Origin of the sequence: Pseudomonas frigoris, assembly GCF_047758635.1 — a bacterium.
Classification (GTDB): domain Bacteria; phylum Pseudomonadota; class Gammaproteobacteria; order Pseudomonadales; family Pseudomonadaceae; genus Aquipseudomonas; species Aquipseudomonas frigoris.
On sequence record NZ_CP180479.1, the window covers coordinates 3,988,286 to 4,004,498 of the forward strand.

General features: G+C 60.9%; 13 protein-coding genes and 1 riboswitch. Of the genes, 4 read left to right on the forward strand and 9 right to left on the reverse strand.

From position 1 onward, the window contains the following. Positions 1-3: 3 nt before the first annotated feature. Positions 4-666: an amino acid ABC transporter permease gene (locus ACMXYH_RS18245; RefSeq protein WP_008015908.1), complete on the reverse strand. Its 663-nt coding sequence runs from the start codon at positions 664-666 to the stop codon at positions 4-6. Positions 667-718: 52 nt separating this feature from the next. Further along, entirely contained in the window at positions 719-1,567 is an 849-nt protein-coding gene (locus ACMXYH_RS18250) for a transporter substrate-binding domain-containing protein (protein WP_415764385.1), read from the reverse strand. Between the two features lie 448 nt (positions 1,568-2,015). Here ACMXYH_RS18250 and ACMXYH_RS18255 point away from each other — a divergent pair, with 448 nt between their 5' ends. Beyond that, positions 2,016-2,429 (forward strand): hypothetical protein, encoded by a 414-nt coding sequence (locus tag ACMXYH_RS18255; RefSeq protein WP_134418349.1) that lies wholly within the window; start codon positions 2,016-2,018, stop codon positions 2,427-2,429. An 84-nt stretch (positions 2,430-2,513) separates the two neighbouring features. Beyond that, positions 2,514-2,945: a thioredoxin family protein gene (locus ACMXYH_RS18260; protein ID WP_415764386.1), complete on the forward strand. Its 432-nt coding sequence runs from the start codon at positions 2,514-2,516 to the stop codon at positions 2,943-2,945. 148 nt (positions 2,946-3,093) lie between these two features. On the opposite strand, the gene ACMXYH_RS18265 is transcribed toward ACMXYH_RS18260, so the two are convergent. Then, entirely contained in the window at positions 3,094-3,963 is an 870-nt protein-coding gene (locus ACMXYH_RS18265) for a LysR family transcriptional regulator (RefSeq protein WP_415764387.1), read from the reverse strand. Between the two features lie 103 nt (positions 3,964-4,066). Here ACMXYH_RS18265 and ACMXYH_RS18270 point away from each other — a divergent pair, with 103 nt between their 5' ends. Then, on the forward strand, positions 4,067-5,629 hold the full coding sequence (locus tag ACMXYH_RS18270; protein ID WP_415764389.1) for an MFS transporter: 1,563 nt from the start codon (positions 4,067-4,069) through the stop codon (positions 5,627-5,629). Here ACMXYH_RS18270 and ACMXYH_RS18275 read toward each other — a convergent pair. Then, entirely contained in the window at positions 5,619-6,023 is a 405-nt protein-coding gene (locus ACMXYH_RS18275; protein WP_415764390.1) for a MerR family transcriptional regulator, read from the reverse strand. The two genes, ACMXYH_RS18270 and ACMXYH_RS18275, sit on opposite strands and share 11 nt — an antisense overlap. Here ACMXYH_RS18275 and ACMXYH_RS18280 point away from each other — a divergent pair. Then, complete coding sequence (locus tag ACMXYH_RS18280) at positions 5,910-7,184, forward strand: NADH:flavin oxidoreductase/NADH oxidase family protein (protein ID WP_415764391.1); 1,275 nt, start codon at positions 5,910-5,912, stop codon at positions 7,182-7,184. The genes ACMXYH_RS18275 and ACMXYH_RS18280 overlap by 114 nt on opposite strands. Positions 7,185-7,336: 152 nt before the next feature. Here the strand turns inward: ACMXYH_RS18280 and ACMXYH_RS18285 are convergent, their stop codons facing one another. From ACMXYH_RS18285 to cobW, 5 genes are all read right to left on the reverse strand, one after another. Further along, the gene (locus tag ACMXYH_RS18285; RefSeq protein WP_415764393.1) at positions 7,337-8,983 is read right to left on the reverse strand and encodes a phospholipase D-like domain-containing protein; all 1,647 of its coding nucleotides are present in this window, start codon (positions 8,981-8,983) and stop codon (positions 7,337-7,339) included. Between the two features lie 100 nt (positions 8,984-9,083). Then, positions 9,084-9,623 carry a vWA domain-containing protein gene (locus tag ACMXYH_RS18290; protein ID WP_178082673.1) on the reverse strand — a complete coding sequence of 180 codons (540 nt, stop codon included), beginning with the start codon at positions 9,621-9,623 and terminating at the stop codon, positions 9,084-9,086. Between the two features lie 119 nt (positions 9,624-9,742). Next, positions 9,743-10,741 (reverse strand): ATP-binding protein, encoded by a 999-nt coding sequence (locus tag ACMXYH_RS18295; RefSeq protein WP_415764394.1) that lies wholly within the window; start codon positions 10,739-10,741, stop codon positions 9,743-9,745. 148 nt (positions 10,742-10,889) lie between these two features. Next, a complete protein-coding gene (cobN, locus tag ACMXYH_RS18300) occupies positions 10,890-14,756 on the reverse strand; it encodes a cobaltochelatase subunit CobN (protein WP_415764395.1) in 3,867 nt (1,288 codons plus the stop codon). 3 nt (positions 14,757-14,759) lie between these two features. Then, entirely contained in the window at positions 14,760-15,833 is a 1,074-nt protein-coding gene (cobW, locus tag ACMXYH_RS18305; RefSeq protein WP_415764396.1) for a cobalamin biosynthesis protein CobW, read from the reverse strand. 101 nt (positions 15,834-15,934) lie between these two features. Then, positions 15,935-16,149: riboswitch (cobalamin riboswitch) on the reverse strand. Positions 16,150-16,213 lie beyond the last annotated feature (64 nt).

Sequence of the window (16,213 nt, forward strand, 5' to 3'; positions counted from 1 at the left end):
CTCCTATCGGCGAATCGCCAGACGCTGCTCGAGGTAACGCAGCATCATGGCAATGAGGTAACAGGCCGCCACATAGAGCGCTGTGGTCACCAGCCAGGTTTCAATCACCCGGTAGCTCTCGACATTGATCTTGCGCGCGTAATAGGTCAGCTCCGGCACGGCAATCGCCGCGGCCAGCGAGGTGTCCTTGAACAGCGAGATGAAATTGTTCGACAGGGCCGGCAGCACATTGCGCAGCATCACCGGCACGGTGACGTACGCCTTGACCTGCCACTCGCCCAGACCGATTGCCAACCCGGCTTCCCGCTGGCCCTTGGGAATGCTCAACAGCCCGCCGCGGAACACTTCGGTCAGATACGCCCCTGCATACAGCGACAAGGTGATGATGAACGACGGGATCTTGTCCAGACGGATCCCCAGGCTCGGCAAGGCGAAGTAGATCAACAGAATCAACACCAGAATCGGCGTGTTACGGATCACCGTCACATACACCGACGCCAGCACCCGTAACGCGCGGTGCTTCGACAACAAAGCAAACGCCATCATCAGGCCGATCACGCAACCGATGGCGATCGACACCAGCGCCAGTTCGAGGCCCAGACCGAGCCCCGCCAGCAAGGTGTCGAAATCGCGCCACACGGCGGCAAAGTTCAACTGATAGTTCATGGTCAGCAGTACCTTGAACGGGGCGATTTATGACCGCCCCGCTCTCACGGGATCATTTGAATTCGACGGGGAAACCGATGGCGGGCGACGGCAGATCGACACCGAACCACTGCTTGAAGGAGGCTGCGTATGTCGGGAATTCAACGCCGGTCATGGCTTCATGCAATGTGGTGTTGACGAAGTTCAACCAATCCTGATCGCCACGTTTGACGGCGCAGGCGTAGGTTTGCGGACTCCAGGCGTAGGCCGGGCTGCGATAGCGCCCCTGGTTCTGCACCATCAGGTATTTCACCGACGACTGATCGGTGGCCGCGGCGTCGGCACGGCCAGAGTTCACTGCCTGATACATCAGGTCCACGCTGTCGTACTGATCGACCTTGGCCTTGGGCAACGCCTGATGCACCAGCTCTTCGGCGTACACGTTCTGCAACACCGCCACGGTGACGCTGTCGTTGGCGGCTTTGAGGTCTTCGATTTCCTTGTACTTGCTGTTGGCCGGCAGCAGCAGGCCAACACCTTCGCGGTAGTACGGCAGCGTGAATGCCACCTGCTGCGCACGACTGGCGGTGACGGTAATGAACTGACAGCTCATGTCGACCTTGTCGGTCAGCAGGTTAGGAATCCGCGCATCGGACGACTGCACCACGAACTCGACCTTGCTCGGGTCGTTGAACAACCCTTTGGCCACCATCCGCGCAATATCGATATCAAAACCCTGCAACTTGCCGTCCGCTCCCTGGAAGTGCCACGGCGCATTGGTACTGCCCGTGCCCACAATCAGTTTCCCGCGGGCCAGCACGCTATCGAGCTTGCTGTCCGCCGCCTGGGCCACACCCATGACAGCAGCCGAAGCCGCGAGAACAAAAACACACGCTTTAAACAAGGAAGGTCGGCGATGCATGGCAAGCACTCCAGGGTGATGTTATTCCGTTATACCGGACGTTGGTGTGTAACAACGGAATAGACAGCAGAAAGTGTGCCACAGGATTGACGGAAAATCTTCGTGGATCCGAAAAGGCTATTAATTCAAGGGGATAGAAAAATCTGACGTGAATACTGCGCACTATCTACCGCGGCGAGGCTGCTACCGCGGGCTACACCCATGAGTAGCAAGGCCACAAAAGGTGCGTGGCGCACCATAAAAACACGGCGCATGCCTGTCCGTTCGCACTAATGCGCCAGGCTATCAGTTTATGACCGTTCATCGGTTTTCAGGGTTGATCTGTCAGATCTGACAGTTGTGGACCGCAGGTTATGAGCGCTCAATCCGTGCAACCGCTCAAACCTTCCCTCACACACGATTGGCTGGGCTTGCGGTTTTTTGACAAACCACTTACAGGAGTTTTCACATGTCTCAACCATCCTCAACCGCCAATTTGCTGCTCAATGGTGATTTCTCAAATGGAGGCGAACATTGGAGCCCGACCAATGTGGACAAAGTTCGGTACGCAGATGGTTATTGCGCCCTTCAGACTCCAGGTTCGATCACTCAAGAGGTAAAACTCGACAAAGGTGGGGCGTTCCGATTTTCCGCAAAAATGCGTACTCACCAGGATGCTTACGGCAGAGTACGACTGATGATTGAACCTTCATGGTCAATCATTGATCTCGATTTGGGAAACGGCGAGGACTGGACTGTCGACTACAAAGATTTCTTCGTGGGGGATGACGCTACCAGTTTGAAAATCAAGCTCGAAGCGGCCGATGGCTCATTTGAGGATTTCGGGGTGTATGTCGACAACGTAGTTCTCGAACGGCGTTGAAATTTGACCAACTGGTAGCCAGTCATCTGGCTACCAGTCCCTTTACCGCTACAACACGTGCCCATATTGAAGACGGAGATTTCAATGAGCTCGATAAGCACTCATACAGCACTGGCCCCGGTCTACCGAAAGGCCCTGAGAACCTGGCGCCCGGTGATTCTGTATTTCGGCAATGAACACTGCCCGGCCTGCGATTGGGCGGAACCGGTCTTTCGCCAGGTTGCCGAGCGATACCGTCATCACGCGAACATCTATGTGTTGAACACCTCCGAATCCCCCCGCCACCCGCACGTCACCGGCACTCCGACCGTGCTGTTTTACAAGGATGGGAAGCTGCTGAAGAAACTCAAGGGAATTGGCACTGAGCAAACCCTGCAGGAAGACTTCGCCAGGTACATCGGCAAGGTGAAACCCCTATACGCAGCACGGAAACCAGGCCATGACCTGGCGTGGTTGCGTCGAACGCTACGGAACCTGTGCACTGTGCCTCGGGCACGCACGTTGATCAGGGTTTGAGAAGTCTGCCGTTTGACAGACAGCTATCGCGAGCAAGCTCGCTCCCACAATTGACCGAGTTGGCCGGACAGACACGATCTAATGTGGGAGCGAGCTTGTTCGCGATGGGCTCTTAAGGTCAGCGAAAACCAGAAGATCTATTTTCCATTCACTCACGATTTTTGACCTGTTCGATATACCGGGTTACCGCCGCGGACTTCTCGAACCGACGATAAATCAACGACAACCACGAACTCGCCTCGCACCCTTTGATTGCCCGGTACAACACGCCGGGCAACCCCACATGACCGACCACTGATTCGGGCACGACGGCAACGCCCTGCCCCAACGACACCAACGCAATGACCGCCACCAACCCACCCGGTTGCGCACCCAGTTTTGGCGCAAACCCACCCTCGGCGGCGACTTGCAAGGTGCCGCTGATTTGCTCCGGCAGGATGAACGTCTCGTTCTGCAAGTTTTCCGGGGCAATCTCTGGCAGACGGCATAACCAGGACTCGGCCGACACCGCCAGCACAAAGCCTTCTGCATCCAGGCGAATGGCTTCCAGGCCTTCAGGCAAGGTCATGGGTGAGCGGACATAGCCAATATCGAAACGCCCCTCGACCACCATCACCGGCAATGACGCCATGGGACTTTCCCGTACGTTCAGGCTGACGTCAGGACACTCGCGGCCGAAGGCTTGCACCTGTTTCTGCAGCAAGCCCGAATACACCGCCGAAGCCACGTAACCCAGTTCGATATGGCCAATATCCCCGCGCCCGGCACGCTGGGCGTTGTACTGAGCGTATTCGAATTGTCGCACCGTCGCCTCGGCCTCGATCACCAGCGCGGCGCCGGCCTCGGTCAGGCTGACTTCACGTGTCTGGCGCACGAACAATCGCGTGCCGAGTTCGTTCTCCATGTCCTGGATCTGTCGAGTCAAGGTCGGCGGTGCGATACCGAGTTGTTCGGCGGCGCGGGTAAAGTTGCCTTGCCGGGCAACGGCGAGGAAATAGCGAAAATGGCGAATATCCATCGGTGCGTTAGCTCAAAGGTAATGAAGTGACAAGGCGTACCTAACAAGGAAAGTAGCGACCGGCGATATGCTGCACTGACGTCCACAGTAGAGAAACGCTGCCATGCCCGTCAAACCCAAGGTGAGCCCGCGCCTGACATTACTCACAGCCTCAGGCGTTTGCTCGCTGATCGTCCTCGACACCAACATCGTTGCCGTGACGCTGCCCACGATCGCCCGCGACCTTGGCGCTAACTTTGCCGACATCGAATGGGTAGTCAGCGCTTACATGCTGGCCTTCGCCGCTCTTTTGTTACCGGCTGGCAGCATCGCCGACCGCTTCGGCCGGCAGAAAACCCTGCTCTGCGGGCTGGGCATTTTCATCCTCGCGTCCATCGGTTGCGGTGCCGCGCCCAACGCGCTGTTCCTCGACATCGCCCGGGCGATCAAGGGTGTCGGCGCGGCCTTGCTGTTGACCTCGGCCCTCGCCTCCATCGGCCACACCTTTCACGATGAAGTGGAACGGGCCAAGGCCTGGGCGTTCTGGGGCGCGTGCATGGGGGTGGCGATGACCGCCGCGCCGACGGTCGGCGGGCTGATCACCGAATACATGGGCTGGCGCTGGATTTTCTACCTTAACCTGCCCGTCGGATTGTTCCTGATGGTGATGGTCTGGCGCGCCGTGCCGGAGTCCCGCGACACTCAGTCCGCACGCCTCGACCCGTGGGGCAGCCTGGCGTTCAGTGCGAGTTTGCTGTGCCTGATCTGGGGCCTGATCGAGGCGAACCGAATCGGCTGGAGTAACCCGCTGACCTACGCTCGGCTCATCAGCGGCGCTCTGTTGCTAGGACTGTTTGTGGTGATTGAACGGATGCAGCGGCGGCCGATGGTTGACCTGCAACTGTTCAAGCATCCGCGTTTCATCGGTGCGCTGTTAGGCATGTTTGCCTACGCCGGTTGCGCCCAGGTGATGATGACCCTGCTGCCGTTTTACCTGCAAAACGGCCTGGGTTTCTCGGCCATCGATTCAGGTCTGGGGATGTTGCCGTTTGCCCTGACCATGCTGATTTGCCCGCGTATCGGCGTACGTCTGGCGAGTCGATTTGCCCCCGCCCCATTGATGGCCGCCGGTTTGACCCTGGTCGGCAGCGGCAATCTGCTCAGTGCCTGGGCGGTCAGCAGCGGCGGTTACCTGCCCTTCGCCCTGGCGATTGCCGTAACGGGTGCCGGTGCCGGGCTGCTCAACGGCGATACGCAAAAAAACATCATGGCCTGCGTGCCACGGGAGCGCACCGGCATGGCCTCAGGCATGAGCACCACCATGCGTTTCAGCGCCATCGTGCTGGCCATCGGCGTGTTCGGGGCGTTGTTGTCCAGTCATACCGAGCTGTTGTTGCGCACCAGTCTGTCGGACCATGGCGCGCAATGGCTCGGCCAAACCCAGGGTATCGCCTCGCGGGTGGTGGCTGGCGACATGACGGCGGCGATGAGCCTGCTGCCAGAAGCCGCTCGCCCGATGGTCGAGCCGTTGGCCCGGCAAGCCTTCGTCGGTGGTTTCAGCCTGCTGCTTTGGGTGGCGGGTTTGCTGGCCTTGTTGGGGGCGCTGGTGGTGGGCACGTTGATGCGTAGTCCGATCCCCACCGCGACAAGCCCTTCGGTGAAAGCGACCGACATGACTAACGCTTGAATGTCGCCAATACCCGCTGGGCATTAGCATCGCAACCCATGCCCTCGGGTCGTACCTGAATGGTGTCGATCACCTCCAACAAGCGCGCCTTGCTCTGCGCCAGGTGCAACTGCATCTCTTCGATCTGTTCGACTTTGCGCCCAAGGCCGGCCACCAGTTCTTCGTGCTTGAACTGACCGGTCGCGCTGTCCGGCAATAGCTGCTTCAACTCTTCCAGACTGAAACCAGCCTGTTGGGCGCACAGGATGATCTTCAGGGTTTGCAACGTTTGGTCGGGGTAATGCCGGTAACCGTTGGCCCGGCGTTCCACCTGACGAATCAAACCCTGAGCCTCGTAATACCGAATGCGCGACGCGTTCAACCCGCTCAATTGCGCCAATTCACCAATCTTCATCTCAGCCTCGTTTGCCTGCTTGACATCGAGCAGGCACCCGCGGATGCCTTGTTCCGGCTGTATCAGGCGTGGGCCGAAGGCGAAACCGGACTGTTGCTGACCGGCAACGTGATGATCGACCGCCGCGCCATGACTGGCCCCGGTGGCGTGGTGCTGGAAGATGAGCGGCACCTTGAACGCTTTCGCCAATGGGCAAGCATCGGCCGGGCCGGTGGCGCGCAGTTCTGGATGCAGCTCAATCATCCTGGCCGTCAAACCATGGCCAATCTCGGCCAGCAAGCGTTGGCGCCTTCGGCGGTGGCGCTGGACCTGGGTGGGTTCTCGAAGATGTTTGCCGAGCCCAAACCCATGAGCGAGGGCGACATCGAAGAGGTCATTCAACGCTTCGCCACCAGCGCCGCCCTGGCGGAAAAGGCCGGCTTCACCGGGGTGCAGATTCATGCCGCACACGGTTATCTGATCAGCCAGTTCCTCTCGCCGTTGACCAATCGCCGAACCGACCGCTGGGGTGGTTCCCTGGAGAATCGTGCGCGCCTGCTGATCAACGTGGTCAGCGCCGTGCGCAAGTCTGTGTCGCCGACATTTTGCGTGGCGGTGAAGCTCAACTCGGCGGACTTCCAGCGCGGCGGTTTCGACGCAGACGATGCCCGGCACGTCATCCAGTGGCTCAACGATCAACCGATCGATCTGCTGGAACTCTCCGGCGGCAGCTACGAAGCCCCGGCCATACAAGGCGAGGCCCGGGATGGTCGGACCTTGGCGCGTGAAGCGTACTTTCTGGAAATGGCCGGTGAGCTGGCCAGCGTGGCGAACATGCCGGTGATGGTCACAGGCGGGATTCGACGTCTGGCGATCGTCGAACAGGTACTCGACAGCGGCATCGCCATGGCCGGGATCGGCACAGCGCTGGCGCTCGAACCTCAACTGGTCAAACGCTGGCGCGAAGGTCAGAACAGTCACCCGCAACTGCCGCCGATTCGCTGGAAGCGCAAACCCCTGGCGGCACTGGCGAGCATGGCCGTCGTGAAATTCCAGCTCAATCGCCTGAGCCGTGGGCGCAAGACCCGTCCCGACGTTTCGGCGCTATGGGCGTTGATTCTTGACCGCGTGTACATCGCCCGGCGGACTCGCCAGTACCGGCAGGCGATGGGAATGAAGTGATTAAGTTGTCGAAAATCCAATGTGGGAGCGGCGGTGCGGCGATCCGACTTGCTCGCGAAAGCGGCCTTCCAGTCAACAATGATGTTGTCTGACACTCTGCCTTCGCGAGCAAGCCCGCTCCCACAAGGAGTGCGTTTGCCCCGCGAGCGTGTTTACCGTCCGGAAAAATGCAATCTGGATAGCTGACGCAAATCCCCGTCGAGGTAATAGTCATCGGTCCAGCTGTCATCCGCCGCCAACGGCTGGACCTGCTTGAGCGCGAGTTTCCTGGCGAAGTAGCGAAAGCGGTAATGCTCGTAGAACCGCAGCAGTTCCAGACCATAACGGTCTGCCAGATCGGTATCACCGCGAATGATCAGGTAGTTCTCGTCATTGCCATTGCTGGCCGCGGCACTGAGGTTATGGCTGCCGCTGATGATCGTCGGAGCATCGCTGGTGAAGTCCGTCACCACGGCTTTGGTGTGCACCAGCAGGTTGCCCTTCTGGCCTTTCATGTTTTCTCTGAGCCAGCCTTCCAACCCGGTGTTGAGTAGTGCGGTGGCGGCGAATTCGGCGGTGCGGTCGGCGTGGAAACCGGTGATGCGGCTGGTGGTGTTTTGCAGGCCGTAACGCAAAATGTCGTCGTGGGGCAGGCCGAGCAAGGCGTTCAGGATGTCGTCGGGCAAGGCGAACGCGGTGACGAACAGCACGTCTTTTTTCGCGGCGTTGATGATCTCGACAAACTCATCCAGATCCCCTTTGCCCGAGCGCGGTGAGAACCCGGCGAACATCGGCTGCAGCGGATCCATCGGGTTGTTGTGCGTGAGCCAGTTTCGGGTGGCACCGACATCCGCCGGTTTTGCCCAGACCTGCTCGAAGGTGTGCAGATAGCTGGCGCTGACGCGTGTGTCGTCCAGCACATGCACCACGTTGGCCTGGCGGTAAACGCCGTTGGGCGTGAAATTGGTGCTGCCGCACAGCACCGATTCCGGATGACGCTGCCCCGCGGCGTCGAGCCGGCTCAGCACCATGAATTTGTTGTGGAAGATATTGTGGGTGACCCGCCCGCGCTTGTTCTCTGCCGGGATTTTTTCCAGGCTGGCCTCGTTCATGGCGGTGTCTTCATCGCCCGGTTGGGCGTGATACAGCACGCGAATGTTTACCCCACGCTCGAACGCGGCATTGACCGCATCGACAATGGCCTGCAGTTCATACTCGTAGATGGCAATGTCCAGCGCCCACTGGCCATCCACCGCACGCTCGATAAACCCCAGCAAACGTCCGAGCAAACCGTTTTCCAGCCATTGCCGCGGGACATCCGGCCAGGCTTCGATGGGCAGGTTCTTGTTGGCGCTGATCAGCGCGTCGAGTTCGGGAAACTTGCGCTGGAACGCCTGGCTGGCAGCCACTGCGCGATTGAAGCTCACACTTTGGTTATTCGGCTGACCATTGTCGGAGGTGACCGTCACCTCCAGGTATTCGCCTAATTGCGGCGCATCAACGCTGCCGTAGGCCAGGTGGATTCGGTAATGGATCGTCATCCCCGGATTGACCGCGTAATCGGCCCAGCGAAATTTCTGCAACGGTGCGATATCGCTGGGGGTCGCGTGAAACTGGGGAAACGTATGCACCTTGCCGGGGAAGGTCAGGCTATTGAACAGGAACAGCCAGGGCTTGGGGCCTTGCTGTTTTTCGATGGCGAAACCCAAGAGGCCTTTGCGGCGGGGTTCGGCCAGGTCCATGGCCAATAGCACACCATTGGTGCCGGCGTAGGCTTTGACGCGGAAATCGTCCTGATTATTGACGGCTAGAACGCGCATGACTCACTCCTGTGAAGATCAAAAGATCGCAGCCTGCGGCAGCTCCTACAGGTGTACGCCGTTCATTGTAGGAGCTGCCGCAGGCTGCGATCTTTTCGGCTCACTCCATATCATCGATATGCAGATACTCAGCCTGCAACTCGGTAGCCATCACCTTAGCCCGTCCAAGACGAATCGGCCCTCGTTCGATGTCGATCAGCAGCCCCGGACAATCAAGCGCCGGCAACGTCGACCAGTCCTTCAATCGGCCATCGGTCACCAGCAACAAGCGCTGCTGTTCCGCCGGAAAACGCTTCTGCCTGACCGCCAGCCAGCGCCCCGCCTCACCCAGCGCCGCCAGCAACGGCGTACCACCGCCCGCTCCCAGCCCATCAAGCCAGTTGCGCAAACCCGCGGAGGCTTTCAACCCTTGTACCTGCCACTTCGGCACATGACCACTGGCGGTGAGCAACGCTAGGCGCGCGCGTTGGCGATAGGCATCGTCGAACAGTTGCGCCAGCAAGCCCTTGGCATCGCTCAACGCCTGATGGCGACGAGTCGAGGCCGAGGCGTCGACGATCACCAACCACAGTTCGTGAGGAGAACGGGTGCGCAGGTGAAACAAGACATCGTCGCGTTGACGCGGGCGGCCGTTCAACAATGTGCCGGGCCAATTGATCGAGCCGCTGCGCGCCGCGTGACGTTTACCCTGCTTGCCATTGTCCAGTCGTCCGGCGCGGGGTCTGGCATTCGCCCCCGCATCAGATCGAGGGCGAATGCCTAGGGCTTTTTTGGCCAGCTCGGCACTTCACGTCGTGCGCCGACCGGTAACGCTTGGGCGGGCATTTCACCCCATTGGCCCTGGCCTTCGCTCGGGTTGGAATGCTGGGTAGAAGGCGGCTGGCTTTGTTGCGGTGCCGGTGGCGATGGCTCGCGGCGGCGATGGCGCAGGGCAAATTCGGCGACGGCGTCGATGTCTTCCTCGGCGATGGCGCTCGCGCCACGCCACGCCGCGTGGGCACGCGCCGCGCGCAACCAGACCAGGTCGGCCCGCAAGCCATCGACACCGGCGGCAAAGCAGCGCTCGGTAATCTGCGCCAGCGCATGATCGTCGAGCGGGATGCTTGCCAGCGCGTTGCGCGCCTTCTGGCAACGTTCGCGCAGAGACTGCTGCTGGCTTTCCCATTCGGCGCAGAAGTTGTGGGGATCGCTGTCGAAATCCAGCCGTCGGCGGATGATCTGCCCGCGCTCGGTCGGTGCTGTGTGGCCACTGAGGGCGACGTTCAGGCCAAATCGGTCGAGCAGTTGCGGACGCAGCTCACCCTCTTCCGGGTTCATCGTGCCGATCAGCACGAACTTCGCCGAATGCCGATGGGAAATACCGTCGCGTTCGATCAGGTTGGTGCCGCTGGCGGCCACATCCAGCAGCAGGTCCACCAGGTGATCAGGCAGCAGGTTGACTTCATCGACGTAGAGCACGCCGCCGTCGGCCTTGGCCAGTACTCCGGGGGAAAACTGTGCGCGCCCCTCGCTCAGGGCGGCATCCAGGTCGAGCGTGCCCACCAGTCGTTCTTCGGTGGCACCCAACGGCAAGGTGACGAATTGGCCGCTGGCGAGCAAGTCGGCCAGGCCTCGGGCCAGGGTCGACTTGGCCATGCCGCGAGGGCCTTCGATGAGAACGCCGCCGATTTTCGGGTCGATGGCGGTCAGGTAGAGGGCGAGTTTGAGATCGTCGGCGCCGACCACGGCGGAGAGGGGGAAATGGGGGGTGTCGGTCATTTTCAATACTCGGTCATGGTCGGTAGCAGGCACACCTTGTACCTGTGGGAGCGTGGCTTGCCCGCGAAGGCGTCCGGTCGGTCAATATCAATGTTGGATGTTAGGGCCTCTTCGCGGGCAAGCCACGCTCCCACAGGTTTGCGGCGCATTAACTATCTTCTTCTATATCCAGCAACAAATTCTCCAGCGCCTCGCGATACTCGCCCGGCTCCTTCCACATCCCCCGCTGCTGCGCCTCAAGCATCCGCTCAGTCATGTCGCGCAACGCATGCGGATTATGCTCGCGAACAAAATCCCGGGTCGCCGGATCCAGCAAATACGCATCCGCCAGCAATGCATACTGGTGATCGTCGATCAGCTGCGTTGTAGCATCGAACGCAAACAGGTTATCAACCGTCGCCGCCAGTTCAAACGCGCCTTTATAGCCGTGGCGCTTGACCCCGTCGATCCACTTCGGATTGGCTGCCCGGGAGCGAATCACCCGGTTCAGCTCTTCCTTCAACGTGCGGATCTTCGGCAAGTCCGGCTGACTGTGATCGCCATGGTAACTGGCCGCTGCTTCACCACTGAGGCTTTCCACGGCCGCGAGCATGCCGCCCTGGAACTGGTAATAGTCGTTGGAGTCGAGCAAGTCGTGCTCGCGATTGTCCTGGTTTTGCAGCACGGCTTGCACCTGGCTCAGGCGCTGAGCGAACCGCTCTCGCGCCTCGGTGCCTTCGTCAGAACCACCGTAAGCGTAGCCACCCCAGTTCAGATAAACCTCGGCCAGGTCGTCGCGGCTTTGCCACAGACGACCGTCGATGGCGCCCTGCACGCCCGCGCCGTAAGCACCGGGTTTGGCGCCAAAGATGCGCCAACCGGCCTGACGCCTGGCTGCGTCTTCATCCAGCCCCGATTGCATCAATGCTTCGCGCTCGGCACGCACCTTGGCGGCCAAGGGGTTGAGGTCGTCCGGCTCGTCGAGGGCGGCGACCGCTTGCACGGCGGCGTCGAACAAGCGGATCAGATTGGCAAAGGCATCACGGAAGAATCCGGAGACGCGCAAGGTCACGTCCACGCGCGGACGGTCCAGCAGACTCAGCGGCAGAATTTCGAAGTCGTCGACCCGCTGACTGCCCGTCGCCCAGACCGGACGCACGCCCATCAGCGCCATGGCCTGGGCGATGTCGTCGCCGCCGGTACGCATGGTCGCGGTGCCCCACACCGACAGGCCGAGCTGACGCAGATGATCGCCGTGGTCTTGCAGGTGCCGTTCAAGAATCAGGTTGGCCGACTGGAAACCGATACGCCACGCGGTGGTGGTCGGCAGGTTACGCACGTCCACCGAGTAGAAGTTGCGCCCGGTCGGCAGCACGTCGAGCCGACCGCGACTCGGCGCACCGCTGGGGCCGGCCGGCACGAAGCGGCCGCTTAGGGCGTCGAGCAGACCGCGCATTTCCGCCGGACCGCAGGCGTCCAGCCTTGGCGCGACGACTTCGCGCAGGCTGTCGATGATCGCGCTGACGTCGGACCAAGTGGCCTCCTGTGGGAGCGAGCTTGCTCGCGATAGCGGTGGGTCAATCGACATCAATGTTGGATGCTCAACCGCTTCGCGAGCAAGCTCGCTCCCACAGGGACCGGGGTTGGCTTGAGGTTGGTTTAGAGTTTGCGAGATCAGTTGCGTGGCGAACAGTTCCAGACGTTCACGGGTATCCCCGGCGGTGCGCCAGACTTCATCGGTGAGGGTTTGCAGTTCAATCGGACGTGGCCCGATCCAAGGTTCGGCAAGCGCACAATCCAGCGGATCGAAGCCCAACATAAACGCCTTGGCCAAGGCCCGCAGCAGACTCGATTGCGCACCACGCCCATCGCCACGCGGAATGCGCAACAACGCCAGCAAGGTGTCGATGCGCAAGCGCCCGGTCGGCGACTCGCCAAACACATGCAGACCGTCGCGGATCTGCGACTCTTTCAAGTCGCACAAATAGGTGTCCAGACGCGGCAACCAGATCGCCGCATCGGCATCACTGTCGAGTTTTTCGTCGAGTTGCAGTTCGCGGTCGATGTGCGTGTCACGCACCAGTTGCAGGATGTCGCGCTGCAATTCCCGGGCACGGCGCGGATCGAGCAATTGCGCTTCGTAATACTCGTCGGCGAGTAATTCGAGGTTGCGCAACGGGCCGTAAGTTTCGGCGCGGGTCAACGGCGGCATCAAGTGATCGATTATCACCGCCTGCGTACGGCGTTTGGCCTGTGCGCCCTCGCCCGGATCGTTGACGATAAACGGATAGATGTTCGGCAGCGGCCCGAGCAGCGCATCCGGCCAGCAATTCTCAGAAAGCCCGACGCCTTTGCCCGGCAACCACTCGAGGTTGCCGTGCTTGCCGACGTGGATCACGCCGTGGGCACCGTAGGTGTTGCGCAACCAGAAATAGAACGCCAAGTAACCGTGAGGCGGCACCAGGTCCGGATCGTGATACACCGCGCTCGGATCGACCTGATAACCGCGCGCCGGTTGAATGCCGACGAAGGTCAGGCCGAAGCGCAGCCCGGCAATCATCATTCGCCCGCCACGGCACATCGGATCGCTTTGCGGCGAGCCCCAACGTTCCAGCACGGCTTGGCGATTGGACTCGGGCAAGGCGTTGAACATCAGCAGGTAGTCGTCCATCGACAGACTTTGCTGACACGGACGCTGGTCGAGGGTGTCGAGGTCGTTGCTGACACCACCGAGCAACTGCTGGATCAACGCGGTGCCAGTGTCGGGCAGTTCGGCGGGTAGCGGATAACCTTCTTTATGAAGCGCACGCAAGATGTTCAGCGCCGCCGCCGGGGTGTCGAGACCCACGCCATTACCGATGCGACCATCGCGCGTCGGGTAGTTGGCGAGGATCAGGGCGATGCGTTTTTCAGCGTTGGGCACTCGCGCCAGATCAATCCAGCGCCGCGCCAGTTCGGCGACAAAATCCATGCGCTCCGGTTGTGGCCGATAGCAGACCACATCGGATTGACTGCGCTCGCTGCGCCAGGCCAGGTCCTTGAAGCTGATCGGTCGGCTGATGATCCGCCCGTCCAGTTCCGGCAATGCGATATGCATCGCCAGATCACGCGGACCAAGGCCTTGTTCGCTGGCGCGCCAACCGGGTTCGTTGTCCTGGGCGCAGATCGCCTGGATCACTGGAATGTTGCGGCGAAACGGTCGCAAATGCGGCGCTTCGGGGCTGGATTGTGCGAAACCGGTAGTGTTGAGAATCACGCCGGCTTCGACTTCGTCCAACAGGTCCTCGACCACGGTCAGGCAGCCGGGCTCTTTCAGACTGGCCAGGGCAATCGGCAACGGGTTCAACCCTGCCGCCTGCAAACGCTGACAGAAAACATCGATGAATCCAGTGTTCGCCGCCTGCAAATGCGAGCGGTAGAACAGCACCGCCGCGACCGGTTGATCGGCCTGCCAATCGGCTTGCCAATCCTTCAGTTCAGCGGGGCTTTTGTGCGGGTGGTAGATCGCTGTGCGTGGCAGGGTTTGCGGCTCGGCCCAAGCGTAGTCGCGATCCAGCCAACGATTGGCGAGGCAGCAGAAAAAATCCAGGGCATTGCTCATGCCGCCCTGACGCAAAAACTGCCAGAGGCGGTCGCGGTCGCAGGCAGCCACCGTGCTTAGCTCGCTGAGTTCCGGGTCCGGGCGGTCATCGCCTGGCACCAGAATCAGCTGCACGCCACGCTCCGACAGTTGCACCAGTTGCTCGACGCCATAGCGCCAATAGGCGATGCCACCGTGGAGCGAAATCAGAATCACCTTGGCATGGCGCAGCACTTCGTCGACATACAGGTCGACCGACGCGTGGTTCTGCACCTGCATCGGATTGGCCAGACGCACGCTGGGGTAATCGTCAGGCAACTGCTGCGCCGCTTCGGCGAGCAGCGCGAGGCTTGAGTCGCCGCTGCACAGGATCACCAACTCGGCGGGGGTTTGTCCAAGGTCGGCAATGTTGTCATCCGACACGAAACCGCCGGGCTGGGTCCTGAGCAGGTGCATGGCTTAAACGCTGAGCGCAGCGCGCAATTGCGCTTCAAGCAGAGTGGCGTCCAGCTCCTGACCGATCAATACCAGACGCGTGGTGCGCGCTTCGTCGGCGCCCCACTGACGGTCGAAGTGCTTGTCAAAACGAGTGCCCACGCCCTGGATCAGCAGGCGCATCGGCTTGTTCGGGATCGCCGCGAAACCCTTGACGCGCAGAATGCCGTGCTGGACCACCAGTTGGGTCAGCGCGTCCAGCAGCAGGCTTTCGTCGGCTTGCGGCAGTTCGATGGAGATGGAGTCGAAGGCATCGTGGTCATGCTCATCGTGATGGCCGTCTTCACCTTCATGGTGGTGATCGTGATGGCTGTGACGGCTGTCGATGTGTTCTTCAGAACCGGCGCCGAGGCCGATCAGCACATCCAGTGGCACGCGACCGCTGCTGGCTTCGATGACTTTCACCGCTGGCGGCAGTTCTTCAGCGACTTCCAAGCGTACACGGGCCAGGTCTTCAGGGCTGATCAGGTCGGCCTTGTTGAGGATCACCAGGTCGGCGCTGGCCAGTTGGTCGGCGAACAGCTCGTGCAGCGGCGATTCGTGGTCCAGGTTCGGGTCGAGTTTACGCTGGGCATCAACCTGGTCCGGGAAAGCCGCGAAGGTACCGGCGGCGACCGCTGGGCTGTCGACCACGGTGATCACCGCGTCAACGGTGCAGGCGCTGCGGATTTCCGGCCATTGGAAGGCTTGTACCAGCGGTTTTGGCAGGGCCAGGCCCGAGGTTTCGATGAGGATGTGGTCAAGGTCGCCGCGACGGGCGACGAGTTCGCGCATCACCGGGAAGAACTCTTCCTGAACGGTGCAGCACAGGCAGCCGTTGGCCAGTTCGTAGACGCGGCCGTTGGCTTCCTCTTCAGTGCAGCCGATGGAGCACTGCTTGAGGATTTCACCGTCGATGCCCAGTTCGCCGAACTCGTTAACGATCACCGCAATGCGACGACCCTGAGCGTTGTCGAGCATGTGCCGCAGCAAGGTGGTTTTGCCCGAGCCGAGGAAGCCGGTAACGATGGTGACGGGGAGTTTGGCCAGTGTTTTCATCGGATGCCCTTTGGCAAGGTGGCGGGCATACGGGACGACAATCGCTGCGACGGATGCGTGCGCGCAAGAGTTCCGCCACCGGATCACCCCGCCCGGTTGTAGTGAGAATCTGTGTCGAGGCAGGTCTCCTGGCTGACGGTTTGCCGGGCTTGTGGGCCTGGCATTCGCTGCGCCTTCCCGCGAACCCGTTGCACAGGGTTTGCAGTGGCGTGGCAGCGAACATCACCGTTCACAGTTGCGGGGGCAGCCGCGGCATCGACCGCGTTCCCTTCTTAGCTTCGACAGACGCCGAAGAACCTCGAAAGCGCAAGGCTACGCATCGTCTTGGGGCGGGTCAATGTCTTGTGGTGTCCGCACCGGCCCTATCGCGAGCAAGCTCG